At 74.3% G+C, this 13,248-nt stretch carries 15 protein-coding genes; 6 read left to right on the plus strand and 9 right to left on the minus strand.

The window, feature by feature from the left end:
• Positions 1-125 precede the first annotated feature (125 nt).
• Positions 126-866: a transcriptional repressor LexA gene (gene lexA, locus QRT05_RS11945; RefSeq protein ID WP_289447499.1), complete on the plus strand. Its 741-nt coding sequence runs from the start codon at positions 126-128 to the stop codon at positions 864-866.
• 29 nt (positions 867-895) lie between these two features.
• Positions 896-1,093: a hypothetical protein gene (locus QRT05_RS11950; RefSeq protein WP_289447500.1), complete on the plus strand. Its 198-nt coding sequence runs from the start codon at positions 896-898 to the stop codon at positions 1,091-1,093.
• On the opposite strand, the gene QRT05_RS11955 is transcribed toward QRT05_RS11950, so the two are convergent.
• From QRT05_RS11955 to hflX, 3 genes are all read right to left on the minus strand, one after another.
• Entirely contained in the window at positions 1,090-2,091 is a 1,002-nt protein-coding gene (locus tag QRT05_RS11955; protein ID WP_289447501.1) for an L-lactate dehydrogenase, read from the minus strand. The genes QRT05_RS11950 and QRT05_RS11955 overlap by 4 nt on opposite strands.
• A gap of 64 nt (positions 2,092-2,155) precedes the next feature.
• Positions 2,156-4,291: an ATP-dependent DNA helicase gene (locus tag QRT05_RS11960; RefSeq protein ID WP_289447502.1), complete on the minus strand. Its 2,136-nt coding sequence runs from the start codon at positions 4,289-4,291 to the stop codon at positions 2,156-2,158.
• A gap of 55 nt (positions 4,292-4,346) precedes the next feature.
• Positions 4,347-5,867 (minus strand): GTPase HflX, encoded by a 1,521-nt coding sequence (hflX, locus tag QRT05_RS11965; protein WP_289447503.1) that lies wholly within the window; start codon positions 5,865-5,867, stop codon positions 4,347-4,349.
• 189 nt (positions 5,868-6,056) lie between these two features.
• On the opposite strand from hflX, the gene QRT05_RS11970 reads away from it, so the two are divergent.
• Together QRT05_RS11970 and QRT05_RS11975 are read left to right on the plus strand one after the other, a co-directional pair.
• Positions 6,057-6,662: a class I SAM-dependent methyltransferase gene (locus QRT05_RS11970; protein WP_289447504.1), complete on the plus strand. Its 606-nt coding sequence runs from the start codon at positions 6,057-6,059 to the stop codon at positions 6,660-6,662.
• Positions 6,659-8,002, plus strand: coding sequence for an MFS transporter (locus QRT05_RS11975; RefSeq protein ID WP_289447505.1), 1,344 nt, complete (start codon positions 6,659-6,661; stop codon positions 8,000-8,002). The genes QRT05_RS11970 and QRT05_RS11975 overlap by 4 nt, the downstream gene beginning before the upstream one ends.
• A gap of 40 nt (positions 8,003-8,042) precedes the next feature.
• Here the strand turns inward: QRT05_RS11975 and QRT05_RS11980 are convergent, their stop codons facing one another.
• Genes QRT05_RS11980 through QRT05_RS12000 form a run of 5 tightly spaced genes read right to left on the minus strand, consistent with a single transcriptional unit; the run spans position 8,043 to position 11,467 of the window.
• Entirely contained in the window at positions 8,043-8,363 is a 321-nt protein-coding gene (locus QRT05_RS11980) for a thioredoxin family protein (protein WP_289447506.1), read from the minus strand.
• The gene (gene dapF, locus QRT05_RS11985; RefSeq protein WP_289447507.1) at positions 8,360-9,286 is read right to left on the minus strand and encodes a diaminopimelate epimerase; all 927 of its coding nucleotides are present in this window, start codon (positions 9,284-9,286) and stop codon (positions 8,360-8,362) included. Before dapF ends, QRT05_RS11980 begins: the two co-directional genes overlap by 4 nt.
• Positions 9,283-10,239, minus strand: coding sequence for a tRNA (adenosine(37)-N6)-dimethylallyltransferase MiaA (gene miaA, locus QRT05_RS11990; RefSeq protein WP_289447508.1), 957 nt, complete (start codon positions 10,237-10,239; stop codon positions 9,283-9,285). Before miaA ends, dapF begins: the two co-directional genes overlap by 4 nt.
• Positions 10,236-10,943 (minus strand): class III extradiol ring-cleavage dioxygenase family protein, encoded by a 708-nt coding sequence (locus QRT05_RS11995; protein WP_289447509.1) that lies wholly within the window; start codon positions 10,941-10,943, stop codon positions 10,236-10,238. Before QRT05_RS11995 ends, miaA begins: the two co-directional genes overlap by 4 nt.
• Positions 10,944-10,948: 5 nt before the next feature.
• Positions 10,949-11,467, minus strand: coding sequence for a type III secretion system chaperone family protein (locus QRT05_RS12000; RefSeq protein WP_289447510.1), 519 nt, complete (start codon positions 11,465-11,467; stop codon positions 10,949-10,951).
• Positions 11,468-11,574: 107 nt separating this feature from the next.
• On the opposite strand from QRT05_RS12000, the gene QRT05_RS12005 reads away from it, so the two are divergent.
• Both QRT05_RS12005 and QRT05_RS12010 read left to right on the plus strand, forming a co-directional pair.
• On the plus strand, positions 11,575-12,165 hold the full coding sequence (locus tag QRT05_RS12005) for a type III secretion system chaperone family protein (protein ID WP_289447511.1): 591 nt from the start codon (positions 11,575-11,577) through the stop codon (positions 12,163-12,165).
• A complete protein-coding gene (locus QRT05_RS12010) occupies positions 12,162-12,683 on the plus strand; it encodes a type III secretion system chaperone family protein (RefSeq protein WP_289447512.1) in 522 nt (173 codons plus the stop codon). The genes QRT05_RS12005 and QRT05_RS12010 overlap by 4 nt, the downstream gene beginning before the upstream one ends.
• A gap of 1 nt (position 12,684) precedes the next feature.
• Here QRT05_RS12010 and QRT05_RS12015 read toward each other — a convergent pair whose 3' ends face one another.
• Complete coding sequence (locus QRT05_RS12015; RefSeq protein ID WP_289447513.1) at positions 12,685-13,248, minus strand: dihydrofolate reductase family protein; 564 nt, start codon at positions 13,246-13,248, stop codon at positions 12,685-12,687.

The following is a 13,248-nucleotide window of genomic DNA, read 5'->3' on the forward strand; positions in this document are numbered from 1 at the left end:
CAGATTCATCCCGCACCGCAGATTCATCCCGCACCGCAGATTCATCCCGCACCGCAGATTCATCCCGCACCGCAGAGACCACCGATCGGCGCCGCCCGGGCCGCGCCGCGAAGGAGAGGCCGCACGTGAGCGACGAGACGTCCACCCAGGACCTGGCGACGGTGCACGCACTGCCCGACGCCCCCGCGGGACCCGACGGCCTCACGGCCCGGCAGCGGCTCGTCCTCGACACGATCCGGTCGTCCGTCGAGTCGCGCGGCTACCCGCCGAGCATGCGGGAGATCGGCGAGGCGGTCGGGCTGAACAGCCCGTCGAGCGTGAAGCACCAGCTCACGGCCCTCGAGCGCAAGGGTTACCTGCGGCGCGACCCCAACCGGCCCCGCGCCATCGAGGTCGTGCACCCGGACGACTCACGCGGCGTGACCCCGTGGGGTGCGCTCGGGGCACCCTCGTTCGTGGACGACGACGCGCCCGAGCGCGACGGCGCCCCCACGCCCAGCTACGTCCCTGTGGTGGGTCGCATCGCGGCCGGCGGCCCGATCCTGGCCGACCAGGTGGTCGAGGACGTCTTCCCGCTCCCGCGCCAGCTGGTGGGTGACGGCGAGCTGTTCCTGCTCAAGGTCAGCGGTGACTCGATGATCGAGGCGGCCATCTGCGACGGCGACTGGGTGGTCGTGCGACGCCAGCCGGTGGCCGAGAACGGCGAGATCGTGGCGGCCATGATCGACGGCGAGGCGACGGTCAAGACGCTCAAGCGGACCGACGGCCACGTGTGGCTGCTCCCGGCCAACGCCTCCTATGCGGCCATCGACGGCGACGAGGCGGTCGTGCTGGGTCGCGTCGTGAGCGTGCTCCGCAGCCTCTGAGTGCGCGCGACGTCGGAGAGGTGGTCGCGATGGCACCGCAGCGTGATCCCGGGCCCGGCGTTGCTGCCGGGATCGACGCCGCCCTGCGCCGAGCGCGCGAGCGGCGCGACGCGGCCGGCGAGCTCGGGCCCCCGATGGTCGACGACCCGGCAACGACGGTGAGTACGGGCGCCCCGCCGTCGACCGAGGCCGGGCGCGAGCCCGGCGAGGAGCCGTCGGAGCCCTAGAACCCGAACTGGCGCGCGACCGACCGCACGGCGTCCGCCGACGCCCGCAGGCCCGCCAGCTCGTCGTCGGACATCGGGACGGCCAGCCGGTCCCCCACGCCGCCCGCGCCGACGATCGTGGGCACCGACAGGCACACGTCGTCGATGCCGTAGTAGCCGTTGAGCAGCGACGAGATCGGCAGGATGCGGCGCTCGTCCTTCAGGACGGCCTCGATGATGCGCGACCCCGCGAGCGCGACCGCGTAGTTCGTCGCTCCCTTGCCCTCAATGATCCGGTAGGCGGACTCGACGACCTCGCGGGCGATCTTGTCGCGCACGTCCCCGGTCATGGGGCTCGCGCCGTCGACGCCCTGCCACTCGAGCACCGGCACCGCACCGATGCTCGCGGAGCTCCACAGCGGCAGCTCGCTGTCGCCGTGCTCGCCGGCGATGTACGCGTGCACGTTCTGCACGGCGACGCCGGTGTGCTGGGCGATGAGGTACCGCAGCCGGGACGAGTCGAGCACGGTGCCCGACCCGAACAGCTGGGTGGGCGGCAGCCCGGAGATCTTCAGCGCCGCGTAGGTCACGACGTCCACGGGGTTCGTCACCATGACGTAGACCGCGTTCGGCGCCACCTGCGTGACCAGGGGCAGCACCTTGCGCACCAGGGAGATGGTGGCCTCGGCCAGGTCCAGGCGGGTCTGGCCGGGCTTCTGCTTGGCTCCCGCGGTGAACATCACGACGTCCGCGTCGGCGCACACCGCGATGTCGTCCGAGCCGACGACCTCCGCCATGGGCATGAACTGGATGCCGTGCCCCAGGTCCAGCGCCTCCGCCTCGACCTTCGCCTTGTTGATGTCGTAGAGCGCCACCGAGCGAGCGGCCCCGCGCATGAGCGCCGCGTAGGCCATGGTCGACCCGACGGCGCCCGCGCCCACGATCGCCAGCTTGGACGTCCTGCGGGTGCTGACGCTCGCCCCCATCGGGGCCTCGTCGATGTCGTCGGGCTGGGTCATCGCTACTCCCCTGGCGCGGTTCCGGCTGGACCTGGCCAGGCTAGCCCGAACGCATCGCGCCTGCTCAGGGCGTCCGGCCCGTCGTCGGCGCGCCGGGCGCCCGCAGCCTGGTCAGCGCCGAGAGCACGGCGTCACGGTCGGTAGTGCGCCAGAAGTCCGGCATCGAGCGCGCGAGGAAGTCTCCGTAGCGCGCGGTACGCAGCCGGGGGTCCAGCACGGCGACCACGCCGCGGTCCTGGGTGCCGCGGATCAACCGGCCGGCCCCCTGCGCCAGCAGCAGGGCGGCATGGGTGGCCGAGACGGCCATGAACCCGTTGCCGCCCGCGGAGCCCACGGCGTCGGCGCGCGCGGAGCGCACGGGGTCGTCGGGACGCGGGAACGGGATGCGGTCGATGAGCACCAGCGAGCACGAGGGCCCGGGCACGTCGACTCCCTGCCACAGCGACAGGGTGCCGAACAGGCACGTGGCCTCGTCGGCGGCGAACTGCGCGACGAGCGTGGGCAGCTGGTCGTCGCCCTGCAGCAGCACGGGCACGTCGAGGCGCTCGCGCATGGCCTCGGCGACCGCGTTGGCCGCGCGGCGCGACGAGAACAGCCCGAGGGTGCGTCCCCCCGCCGCGGTCACGAGCGCCTCGATCTCGTCGAGCTGTGCGTCCGTCGCCGGCTCGCGCCCGGGCGGTGGCAGGTGGGCGGCCACGTAGCAGATGCCCTGGCGGCGGTAGTCGAACGGGCTGCCGACGTCCAGGCCCGTCCAGCTGAGCTCGGCCGGCGCCGTCTCCGAGCCCGTGGGCCCGACCGGCTCGGCGTCGGCGCGGACCTCGAGACCGACGGCGCGGGCCACCGGCTCGAACGAGCCGCCGAGCGCGAGCGTCGCGGAGGTCAGCACCGCCGAGCGACCCGAGAGCAGGTGGGTGCGGATCAGGCCGTTGACCGCCAGCGGTGCGGCGTGCAGGCGCGTCGTAGGGGTTCCCCGCCGGTCCTCGCTGCGCGCGCACCACAGCACCGTGTGCCTGTTGTCCTCGGGGTCCGCCGCCATGCGGTCCGCGACCTCGAACAGGACGAGCATGGCCGACGCGGCCATCTTCAGGCCGCCCTCGGCGCCCGCCGCCTTGGCCGTGCTGGCATCCGGCTTGAGGACGCTGAGCAGCGTGCGCGACGCGTCCCGCACCGCGGCGACCGCCGCACGCGCCCCGTCGGGCAGACCGCGCGGGAACCGACCCTCGGGCATTGTGACCAGCACGGAGGCGAGCGCCTGCCCCGCCGAGTCCAGGTCCGTGGTCGGGACGCCTCCGTGCCGCCGCGCCAACCGCGCGGCGTGCTCGATGCTCGCGAGCGACAGCTCGGCGGTGGCCTGCGCGGTCACGCGGTCGGTGAGCTCGTGCGCCTCGTCGACCACCAGGACGTCGTGCTCGGGCAGCACGTTGGGCGAGCCGGACGCCGCGATGCCGAGCATGGCGTGGTTGGTGACCACGACGTCGGCCTCCCGAGCCAGCGCCCGCGCGCGCTCCGGGAAGCACTCGGCCAGCATCGGGCACTTGCCGCCGATGCACTCGAGCGAGGTGACGGAGACCTGCCGCCACGCCTTGTCCGTCACGCCGGGAACCAGGTCGTCACGGTCGCCCGACTCGGTCTCCTCGGCCCACTCGCGCAGCCGCACCACCTGCTCGCCGAGCGACTCCCCGGTGCCGGGGCGTTCCCCGCGCTCGGGGGCCGGGTGCTCGGCCGCACCCGCGTGCTCCCCCAGGTCGAACAGCGTCGCGCCCTCGTCCTCGGGATAGCCGCCGGACACCTTGTTGACGCACACGTAGTTGTGCCAGCCCTTGAGCAGCGCGATGCGCGGGGCGCGGGGCAGGCGCGGCGCCAGCGCGTCGGCCACCAGGGGGAGGTCGCGCGTGATCACCTGCCGCTGCAGGGCGAGGGTGGCCGTCGAGACGACGACGCGCTGGTCCTCGAGCACGGCGTGCCGGACGGCAGGCACGAGGTAGCCGAGCGACTTGCCCGTGCCCGTCCCGGCCTGGACGAGCAGGTGGTCGCCCGTCTCGAGGGCGGTGGTGACCGCCACCGCCATCTGGTGCTGGCCGTCGCGCCGTGCACCACCCAGCGCGCCCACGGCGAGGTCGAGCAGCTCGTCGACCGACGGCTCGTCCGTCCCCGCCGCGCTCCCGCTCGGCGCGGTCGAGCGGGCTGTCGTGGGAGGCACCGCGTCAGCGTAGTGCGCCTCGCCGGCTGCGGACGCCACCCCTGTGGGCGGCCTCTCAGGCGGTGACGGCGGCGCTCGCCAGCTCGGCCGCCAGCGCCGAGTCGACCCGCGCCCGCAGCAGCGTGCCCTGCTCGGTGTGCTCCTCGGAGTCGATGTCGCCGTGCAGGTGCACCCGGCTGACGAGGTCGCCCCGGTCGTAGGGCACGACGACCTCGACGAGCACGCCCGGACGCGGCAGCTGGTCGGCGACCAGTGCCTGCAGCTCCTCGATGCCCTCGCCGGTGTGGGCGGAGACCACGATCGTGTGCAGCTCGCGCGAGCGCAGGCGGGCGATCACGTCGGGCGCGGCGAGATCGGCCTTGTTGAGCACGATGATCTCGGGCACGTCCATCGCCCCCGGGATGTCGGCCAGCACGTGCCGGACCGCGGCGATCTGGCCCTCGGGGTCGGGGTGCGACGCGTCGACCACGTGCAGCAGGAGATCGGCGTCGGCGACCTCCTCGAGCGTCGACCGGAAGGCCTCGACCAGCTGGTGCGGCAGCGCCCGGACGAAGCCCACGGTGTCGGCGAGCGTGTAGACGCGCCCGTCGGCGGTCTCCGCACGGCGCACCGTCGGGTCGAGCGTGGCGAACAGCGCGTTCTCCACGAGGACACCTGCGTTCGTCAGGCGGTTGAGCAGCGACGACTTGCCCGCGTTGGTGTAGCCGGCGATGGCGACGGACGGGATCGCGTTCTTCTTGCGGGAGGCGCGCTTGGTCTGGCGCGCGGGCTCCATGGCGGCGATCTCCTTGCGGAGCTTGGCCATCCGGTTACGGATGCGCCGCCGGTCGAGCTCGATCTTGGTCTCACCGGGACCACGCGACCCCATGCCCGCGCCGGCGCCGCCGACCTGGCCACCGGCCTGGCGGGACATCGACTCGCCCCAGCCGCGCAGGCGCGGGAGCAGGTACTCCAGCTGAGCGAGCTCGACCTGGGCCTTGCCCTCCCGGGACTTGGCGTGCTGGGCGAAGATGTCGAGGATCAGCGCGGTCCGGTCGACGACCTTCACACGCACGATGTCCTCGAGCGCGCGCCGCTGCGAGGGTGCGAGCTCGCCGTCGACAACGACCGTGTCCGCGCCGACCGCGGCCACGACGGACGCGAGCTCGGCGGCCTTGCCCGAGCCGAGGTAGGTGCCGGGGTCGGGCGAGCGGCGGCGCTGGAGCATCCCGTCGAGCACCTCGGAACCGGCCGTCTCCGCGAGCGCGGCGAGCTCTCGGAGCGACACCTCGGCGTCGTGCACGCTGCCGGCGCCCCAGAGGCCCACGAGGACGACCTTCTCCAGCCGGAGCTGGCGGTACTCGACCTCGGTGACGTCCTCGAGCTCGGTGGACAGGCCGCGGACGCGGCGCAGGGACGTGCGCTCCTCGAGGTCCAGCTGGTCGCCGTCGTACGAGGAGTGGACCGTGCCGCCGGCCTGGACGGCTGTGCCGGCCCTCGCCAGCACCCGCGCGACGACGTCGTCGGCCACCTCCTGCGCGCTGCGGGCCACCGGGGCGTCCTGCGTCTCGCGGATGGTGGGCTGCGGGTCGTTCACGCGGTTCCTCTCGGTCGTCCAGGTCCTCGATCACGCGGCACGAGAACCCCAGAGGGACCGCCGTGCGCGAGGTTTCCAGGGTCGCACGGGACACCCTCGCGGTCGACCCATTTCGCTCCCGGCCGAGCGCTGCTCGCCCCCGTGGATCGGCGTGCGCGGAGCACGGACGGCCGCGGATAGGGTCGGTGCGTGACCGAGCACGACCACTACTTCACCGCCCACCCCGCGTCCGACGACGAGCGACGCAGCCTCACCGTCGAGCTCGCCGGGCGCACGCTCCAGGTGGAGACGGCCGGTGGCGTGTTCTCTCCCGGGCACGTCGACCACGCGACGGCGGTGCTGCTCGACGAGGTGCCCGCGCCACCGTCGTCGGGCGACCTGCTCGACCTCGGGTGCGGCTGGGGGCCGATCGCGCTCAGCATGGCGTTGCAGTCGCCCCAGGCCCGGGTGTGGGCGGTGGACGTCAACGAGCGCGCGCTCGACCTGGTGCGACGCAACGCGGATCGTCTGGGCCTCGACCAGATCCGCGCGGCGCGGCCCGAGGACGTGCCCGACGACGTGTGGTTCGCCGCCGTGTGGTCGAACCCGCCGATCCGTGTCGGCAAGGCGGCCCTGCACGAGCTGCTCCTGCAGTGGCTCCCCCGGCTGGCTCCGGGGGGCGAGGCGCACCTGGTGGTGGGCAAGAACCTGGGTGCGGACTCGCTGCAGCGCTGGCTCGCGGACGCGCTGGGGACTCCCGTCGAGCGCACGGCCAGCTCGCGCGGCTTCCGGGTGCTCACCGTCCGCCAGTCGTGAGCACGCAGGACCTGCGCCCGGAGGTCGCCTGGCGCACCCTGCGCGTGACCACGTGGTGCCTCTACGCGCTGATCTTCCTGGCCGCGTTCGAGGCCCTGGCCGTCACGACCGTCATGCCGACGGTCTCCAGGGCGCTCGACGGCGCCGACCTCTACGCGTTCGCCTTCGCCGGGCCGCTGGCCGCGGGAGTCGTCGGCATGGTCGTCGCCGGCCTCTGGGCTGACCGCGCCGGGCCACGCGGGCCGCTCGCCGCGGCCGTCGCGCTGTTCGCGGCCGGACTGACGCTCGCCGGGCTCGCCTCGTCGATGGAGCTGTTCGTCGCGGGCCGCCTGGTGCAGGGGCTCGGCGCCGGCGGCATCACGGTGGCCGTCTACGTCGTCGTGGCGCGCGCGTGCCCTGCACTGCTGCACCCGCGGGTTTTCGCGGGCTTCTCCGCCGCCTGGGTGGTGCCGTCCCTGGTGGGCCCGCCGCTGGCCGGGGCCATCGCGCAGCACCTGGGGTGGCGCTGGGTGTTCCTGGGCGTAGCCGGCATCGTGATCCCCGTCGCCCTGGCCGTGCTGTCCCACGTGGCGCGGCTCGGCGCACCGGCGGAGCCCGCCAGCCCGGGCGGCCGTCGCGTGCCGTGGGCCTGCTTGGCCGCCCTCGCGGTGCTCGGGCTCAACCTGGCCACGCAGGTCGCGTCGCCGTGGGACGTGGTCCTGGCCGCCGCCGCGACGGCGGTCATGCTCGTGGCGCTGCACCGGCTGCTCCCGGCCGGGTCGCTTCGCGTGGAGCGCGGCCTGCCCAGCGTGGTCGTCAGCCGCGGGCTGATGGCGGGCGCGTTCTTCGGCGCCGAGGTCTACCTGCCGTACCTGCTCACGCGCCGCTACGACATCTCCCCCACGCTGGCCGGCATCACGCTCACGGCGGCCGCCATCTCGTGGGCGGGCGCGTCCTGGGTGCAGGGGCGGCTCGCCGGTCGGCTCCGCGACCGCGACGCGGTCCGCATCGGCACCGTCGTCGTGACCGTGGGCATCGGTGCGACGTGCGCCGTCGCGGCCGCGCACGCGCCGGTGGGTCTCCTCGTGGCGACGTGGGCCTGCGCCGGGGCGGGGATGGGCCTGACGTACGCGCGGCAGACCGTGCTCGTGCTCGGCTACTCGCAGCCCGGCACGCAGGGCGAGAACAGCGCCGGACTGACCATCGCCGACAGCACCGGCGCGGCGTGGTCGCTCGCGGTGACGGGCCTGGTGTTCGCGGCCGCCGCGGGCGCCGACGGTCCGTTCGTCGCGACGTTCGCGTTCACGACGCTCCTGGCGTCGGCCGCAGCGGTCGTCGCGCCTCGCGTGGCGCGGCGCTGAGCCGGGCCGTCAGCTCGCCCACGCGGGCGCGAGCACGGCGTCAGGCGCCTTCACGCGCGGACGCGATCACGGCGCGCACCTGCGCCAACCGCGGGACCCCCGCGGCGCGGTGCCGCTGCGCACCGGTCCGGTCCAGGACGAGCACCGTGGGCGTGACGTCGACGTGCAGTCGCTCGCCGAGCTCGAGGTGGTCGGCGACGTCCAGGTCGACGTAGGCGACGTCCGGGGCATCCGCGAGCGCGCGCTCGACCACGAGCCGCGTCATGCGGCACGGCTGGCAGAAGGTGCTGGAGAACTGCACCACGGTGGCGCCGCTGCCGAGCGGCACGCCGAGGTCCTGCGCGCTGAGCCGGACCGTCATCGCACGCCGAGGGCGTCCAGGTCCACCTGGGCCTCGGCGACGAGCACCGCCGGACCCGCGAGCTCGGCCTCGCCGTCCGGGAGGGCGGTCACGCGCACGGTCCCGCCGGGGACGTCCACGAGCCACACGTCGGGGGCGCCCGCACCGGCCCAGGCCCGGACGGCCATCGCGGCCGCGACGGCGCCCGTCCCGCACGAGCGGGTCTCCCCGACCCCGCGCTCGTGCACGCGCATGCGCACGCGGCCGACCACCCGGCCGTCGACCTCCTGCTCACCCAGCGGCACGACGAGCTCCACGTTCGTCCCGTGCGGCGGCACCGGCACGACGAGGGGCTCGCGCGAGAGGTCCGCGCCGTCCAGCTCGTCGTCACGCAGAGCGAGCACCGTGTGCGGGTTGCCGACGTCCACGCTCAGGGCGGGCCGAACCACGTCGAGGCCGGACACCTGCACCTCGGCGTCGTACCCCGCCGCGAGGGCGTCGGGGCCACCTGGCAGCGTCCAGCGACCCATCGTGACGGCGTACCAGGCGGCACCGTCCGGGCCCTCGACGCGGCGCACGCGGCGCACGCCCGCGCGGGTGCCGAGCGCGAGCTCGCCCGAGCCGCCCCACAGGCCCAGGTGCTCGAGGTAGGCGGCGAACACGCGCACGCCGTTGCCGCACATCTCCGCGATCGAGCCGTCGGAGTTGCGGTAGTCCATGAACCACTCGGCGGACGGCTCGTCGCGCAGCGCGGCCGCCCCCTCCGGCAGGCTCTCGGAGGCGACCACCCGGATCACGCCGTCGCCGCCGACGCCCGCCCGCCGGTCGGCGAGGTCGCGGACGAGAGCGTCGGTGAGGTCGAGGGCGCCCTCGCGGTCGTCGAGCAGGACGAAGTCGTTCTGGGTCCCGTGGCCCTTCGTCACGCGCAGGGTGCCGGAAGTCATGAGCCCAGGGTACGGCGCGGTGCCGGGTCCTCCGTCGCGAGGCCGAGCGTCCCGGCGTCGGCACGCCGCACCAGGTCGAGCGCTCGGTCCAGCAGGTCGGGCGCCTGCGCGTCGAGCCAGTGCACCCGCGGGTCCCGGCCGAACCAGCCCATCTGCTTGCGTGCCAGCCGGCGCGTCCCGGCGGCGGTCGCCTCGCGCGCCTGCGCGGCGGTCAGCCGCCCGTCGAGCATGGCGATCACCTCGGCGTAGCCGACGGCGCGGGACGCGGTGCGACCCAGCCCGCGGGCGAGCAGCGCCTCGACCTCCTCGACGAGGCCCTGCGACCACATCCGCTCGACGCGGCCCTCGATGCGCGCGTCGAGCGTGGCGCGGTCGCAGTCGAGACCGATCTGGACGGCCGGGACCTCGTAGACGTGCTGCGGCAACGACGCCGAGTACGGGCGACCGGTGAGGGTGATGACCTCGAGGGCACGCACGATGCGGCGAGCGTTGCGTGGACCGATGCCCGCGGCGGCCGCCGGGTCGACGGCCTCGAGCTCGGCGTGCAGCGCGCGTGCGCCCTCCGCCTCGACACGCGCCTCCAGCGCGTCGCGCACGCCCGCGTCCGTCCCCGGGAACTCCATCGCGTCGAGCAGCGCGCGCACGTAGAGGCCCGACCCGCCGACCGCCACCGCGCGGGCCCCGCGGGCCTCGATCCCCACGAGCTCGGCGCGCGCCATGGTCTGGTAGTCCGCCACCGACGCGTCCTCGTGCGGGTCGAGCACGTCGAGCAGGTGGTGGGCGATACCGCCGCGCTCGTGCGGCCGCAGCTTGGCCGTACCGATGTCCATGCCCCGGTACAGCTGCATCGCGTCGGCGTTGACGATCTCACCGCCGAGCTCGGTGGCGAGCGCGATCCCGAGGTCCGACTTGCCGGTGGCGGTGGGACCCACGACGGCGACGACGAGGCTCATGCCACGACCCACGACAGGACGGCGTGCTGTGCTCCGGCCACGACCTGCTGGACGGCCAGCCGCGCCGTCACGGCGCGCTCCCCGGCGGCACCGACCAGCACCTGCCAAGGGGCCCACCCGGTGACGGCCAGCGCGGCGGCCTCGTCGGCCGGGCGCTGCGTCAGGCGCGCCCGGGCTGCCGGGCCCGCGTCGGCGAGGTCCGCGAGCAGCGCCTCGTCGTACGCGGGCGCGCGCTCGTCGTCGGCCAGCGGCCCGTCGGGACCGTGCCGCCCGCTGCCCGACCCCACGACGAGCAGCCCGGTCGGGCCGTCGGCGACCAGCGACGCGCCGAGCTCGCCGAGACCCGCTCCGGGCGCGACCTCGACGACCCTCGTCGCGCCGTGCCACCCGCAGCGCGCCGCGAGGTGCAGCCCGACCGACGCTGCCACCGACGCGCGCGCGTCCTCGCCCGTCCCGAACGCGACCGGGGGCCAGGCGAGCTGCCCGTCAGGGATCCCGGCAGCGCCGAGCGTCGCGACCACCCGCCCGGTCAGCTCACGCGTCCGCGGGCCGGGCGCGACGACGACGAGCGAGCGCGCGTCAGCGACCGAGGCCTGCACCGCGTCCAGCGCGGCGGACCGCAACGTCGCGGCGACGTCGACCGTCCCGCCGGAACCGGGGACGAGCAGCGCGGTGTCGGGGACGAGCGCGGCGGCGACGAGCATCCGTGCTACTGCTGCTCCGCCGTGAGGCGGGCGATCTCTTCCTTGGCGGCCGCGACGGCCTCGGGGAACTGCTCGTCGAGGCTGCTGAAGAACGCCAGCGAGGTCGAGATGGCACACCCGAGGTGCTGGTCGAGCTGCGCGTCCGTGAGGCCGGGCTCGTAGTCCACCGAGTGCTCGCAGTAGACGCCGAGCGTCTCGTTCTCCTCGGTGCGGACGTAGGCCTTGGGCCAGATGCGTCCGGCGTTCCACTCGTTGGCGAGCACCAGCAGCTGGCCGAGCGACGAGGCGGGCAGCGTGCGCGACCAGCGACCGCGCACCTGCAGGTACTCGGAGTCCTTGCCGAGCAGCAGGAAGTAGAAGATGTGGTCGTCCCAGCGCCCGCCGATGTCGCCGTCGCTGTCGATCGCGTAGTTGTAGCCGCGAGCGTCGAGCCGCGTCTTGATGCGCTCGCGGCTCAGCGGGCCGAGCTCGGAGATGGGCTCGAACGCGGCCGCGGGCAGCGCAGCGGGGTCGAAGTTCGTCATGTCGGTCACCGTTCGGGTCGTGGTCGTCGTGCCCCCTGACCCTAACGACCGTGACCGACCCTCGTCGCCACCGGCCCGACGTCGGACACGGCGGGTAGTGTCGGCCCATGGCCTCTGATCCGGACCGCAGGCGCCACTGGTGGCGACGTGGACGAGCCACGCCCCCGCCTCCCCCGCCGGCCCTGGAAGCCACCGACGAGCAGCTGCACGACAAGGTCGCCGAGCTGCTCGCGCGCGAGCTGGGTGTCGCCGACCCGGCCGTCGACAACCCCGCACCCGTGACGCCGGCCCGGATCGCCGCGTGGATGACCGACAACCAGTTCAGCTACTTCGTGGACAACGACGGTGACCTGGGCGGCCTGTGGCGGGGGCGGCTGTTCTACTTCTTCCTCTTCGGCGAGAAGTCCGAGATCCTCCAGGTGCGCGGACAGTGGCACCGCGAGATCGCGATCGAGCGCCTCGAGGAGGTCCTCGACATCTGCAACGAGTGGAACGCGGACCGCATCTGGCCCAAGGCGTACGTGCGGGTGCGGGACAACGGCCGCGTGCACGTCGTCTCCGAGGTCGCCACCGACCTGGAGCACGGCGTCAACGACGCCCAGCTCAGCCAGATGCTGTTCTGCGGGCTGTCCACCGGGAGCATGTTCTTCGACGCCCTCGACGAGCGCTACCCCGACCCCGCGGGGGGTGCCCCGTGAGCGGGCCGGGCTGGCTGCTGCGCGTCCTGGGGGGCCTGCCCAAGCCGCTGAAGACCGCACCGGACGACGACGACCCCGTGCGGCCCCTCTCGCGCGACCGCATCGGCGACTACCTGCTCGAGCACGACTACCGCTTCGTGGTCGACGACGACGGCGACCTGACCGGGACGTGGGACGGCAACCGGTTCTGGTTCCTGCTGCTGGGCGAGGACAACGAGATCGTCCAGGTGCGCGGACGCTGGCACCGCTCGCTGCCGCTCGACCAGCGTGCGGCGGTCTCCCTGGCCCTCAACGACTGGAACCGCGAGCGCATCTGGCCCAAGGCCTACCTCCGGGAGGAGGAGGGCATGCTCGCCCTGTACAGCGAGGTGTCGGCCGACTTCGAGCCCGGCGTGAGCGACCACCAGCTCGCGCAGGTCCTGGCCTGCGGCCTGGGCACCGGCGTGCAGATGTTCACCACCCTGGAGGGCCTGCTGCCCGGCGAGGACGCGACCCCGCCCGACGTGCCGGACAACTGACTCAGGTCCGTCGGTAGGTGAGCCAGAGGCTCCCGGCCGGTGTCGGCACGGCCCGCACCAGCTCCAGCACCTGCAGGTCGGCGACGTCCGCGAACAGCCGGCGCCCCACCGGGTCGATCACCCGCCCCACGGCGAGGTTGAGCTCGTCGACCAGGCCGAGAGCCAGCAACGACCGCGCGAGCGAGATGCTGCCGTGCACGCCGATGTCACCGCCGGGCAGCGCGCGCAGGCGGTGCACCACGTCCGCGACGGGTCCGGCCACGGCCTCGGCGTTCGACCACGTGCCGTGCAGCGGGCTCGACGTCACGACGTACTTGCGCACGCCGTTGATGAACGGCGCGAAGGGCTCGTCCGCGGTGGGCCAAAACCCGGACCACTCGTCGTACATCCCGCGCCCCAGCAGCACGGCGTCCTGCGTGGCCACCATCTCGGCCTCGAGGCGCGCGAGGACCTCGTCGAAGACGGGCGGCCCGGCGACGTCCGCACGGGTCCCGGGGAAGTAGCGGCCCGGGTCGTCGACGGCTCCGTCGAGCGAGGTCAGGGCGTACAGCACCACCTTGCGCAC

It is taken from the genome of Cellulomonas edaphi (assembly GCF_030362815.1).
GTDB lineage: Bacteria > Actinomycetota > Actinomycetes > Actinomycetales > Cellulomonadaceae > Cellulomonas > Cellulomonas edaphi.

Bases quoted from the DNA above. Each gene is read 5' to 3' on its own strand.
- miaA (WP_289447508.1), bottom strand. From the start codon at position 10,239: ATGAGCCTCGTCGTCGCCGTCGTGGGTCCCACCGCCACCGGCAAGTCG.
- QRT05_RS11955 (WP_289447501.1), bottom strand. From the start codon at position 2,091: ATGACCCAGCCCGACGACATCGACGAGGCCCCGATGGGGGCGAGCGTC.
- QRT05_RS11980 (WP_289447506.1), bottom strand. From the start codon at position 8,363: ATGACGGTCCGGCTCAGCGCGCAGGACCTCGGCGTGCCGCTCGGCAGC.
- QRT05_RS11950 (WP_289447500.1), top strand. From the start codon at position 896: ATGGCACCGCAGCGTGATCCCGGGCCCGGCGTTGCTGCCGGGATCGAC.
- QRT05_RS12005 (WP_289447511.1), top strand. From the start codon at position 11,575: ATGGCCTCTGATCCGGACCGCAGGCGCCACTGGTGGCGACGTGGACGA.
- dapF (WP_289447507.1), bottom strand. From the start codon at position 9,286: ATGACTTCCGGCACCCTGCGCGTGACGAAGGGCCACGGGACCCAGAAC.
- QRT05_RS12000 (WP_289447510.1), bottom strand. From the start codon at position 11,467: ATGACGAACTTCGACCCCGCTGCGCTGCCCGCGGCCGCGTTCGAGCCC.
- QRT05_RS11995 (WP_289447509.1), bottom strand. From the start codon at position 10,943: ATGCTCGTCGCCGCCGCGCTCGTCCCCGACACCGCGCTGCTCGTCCCC.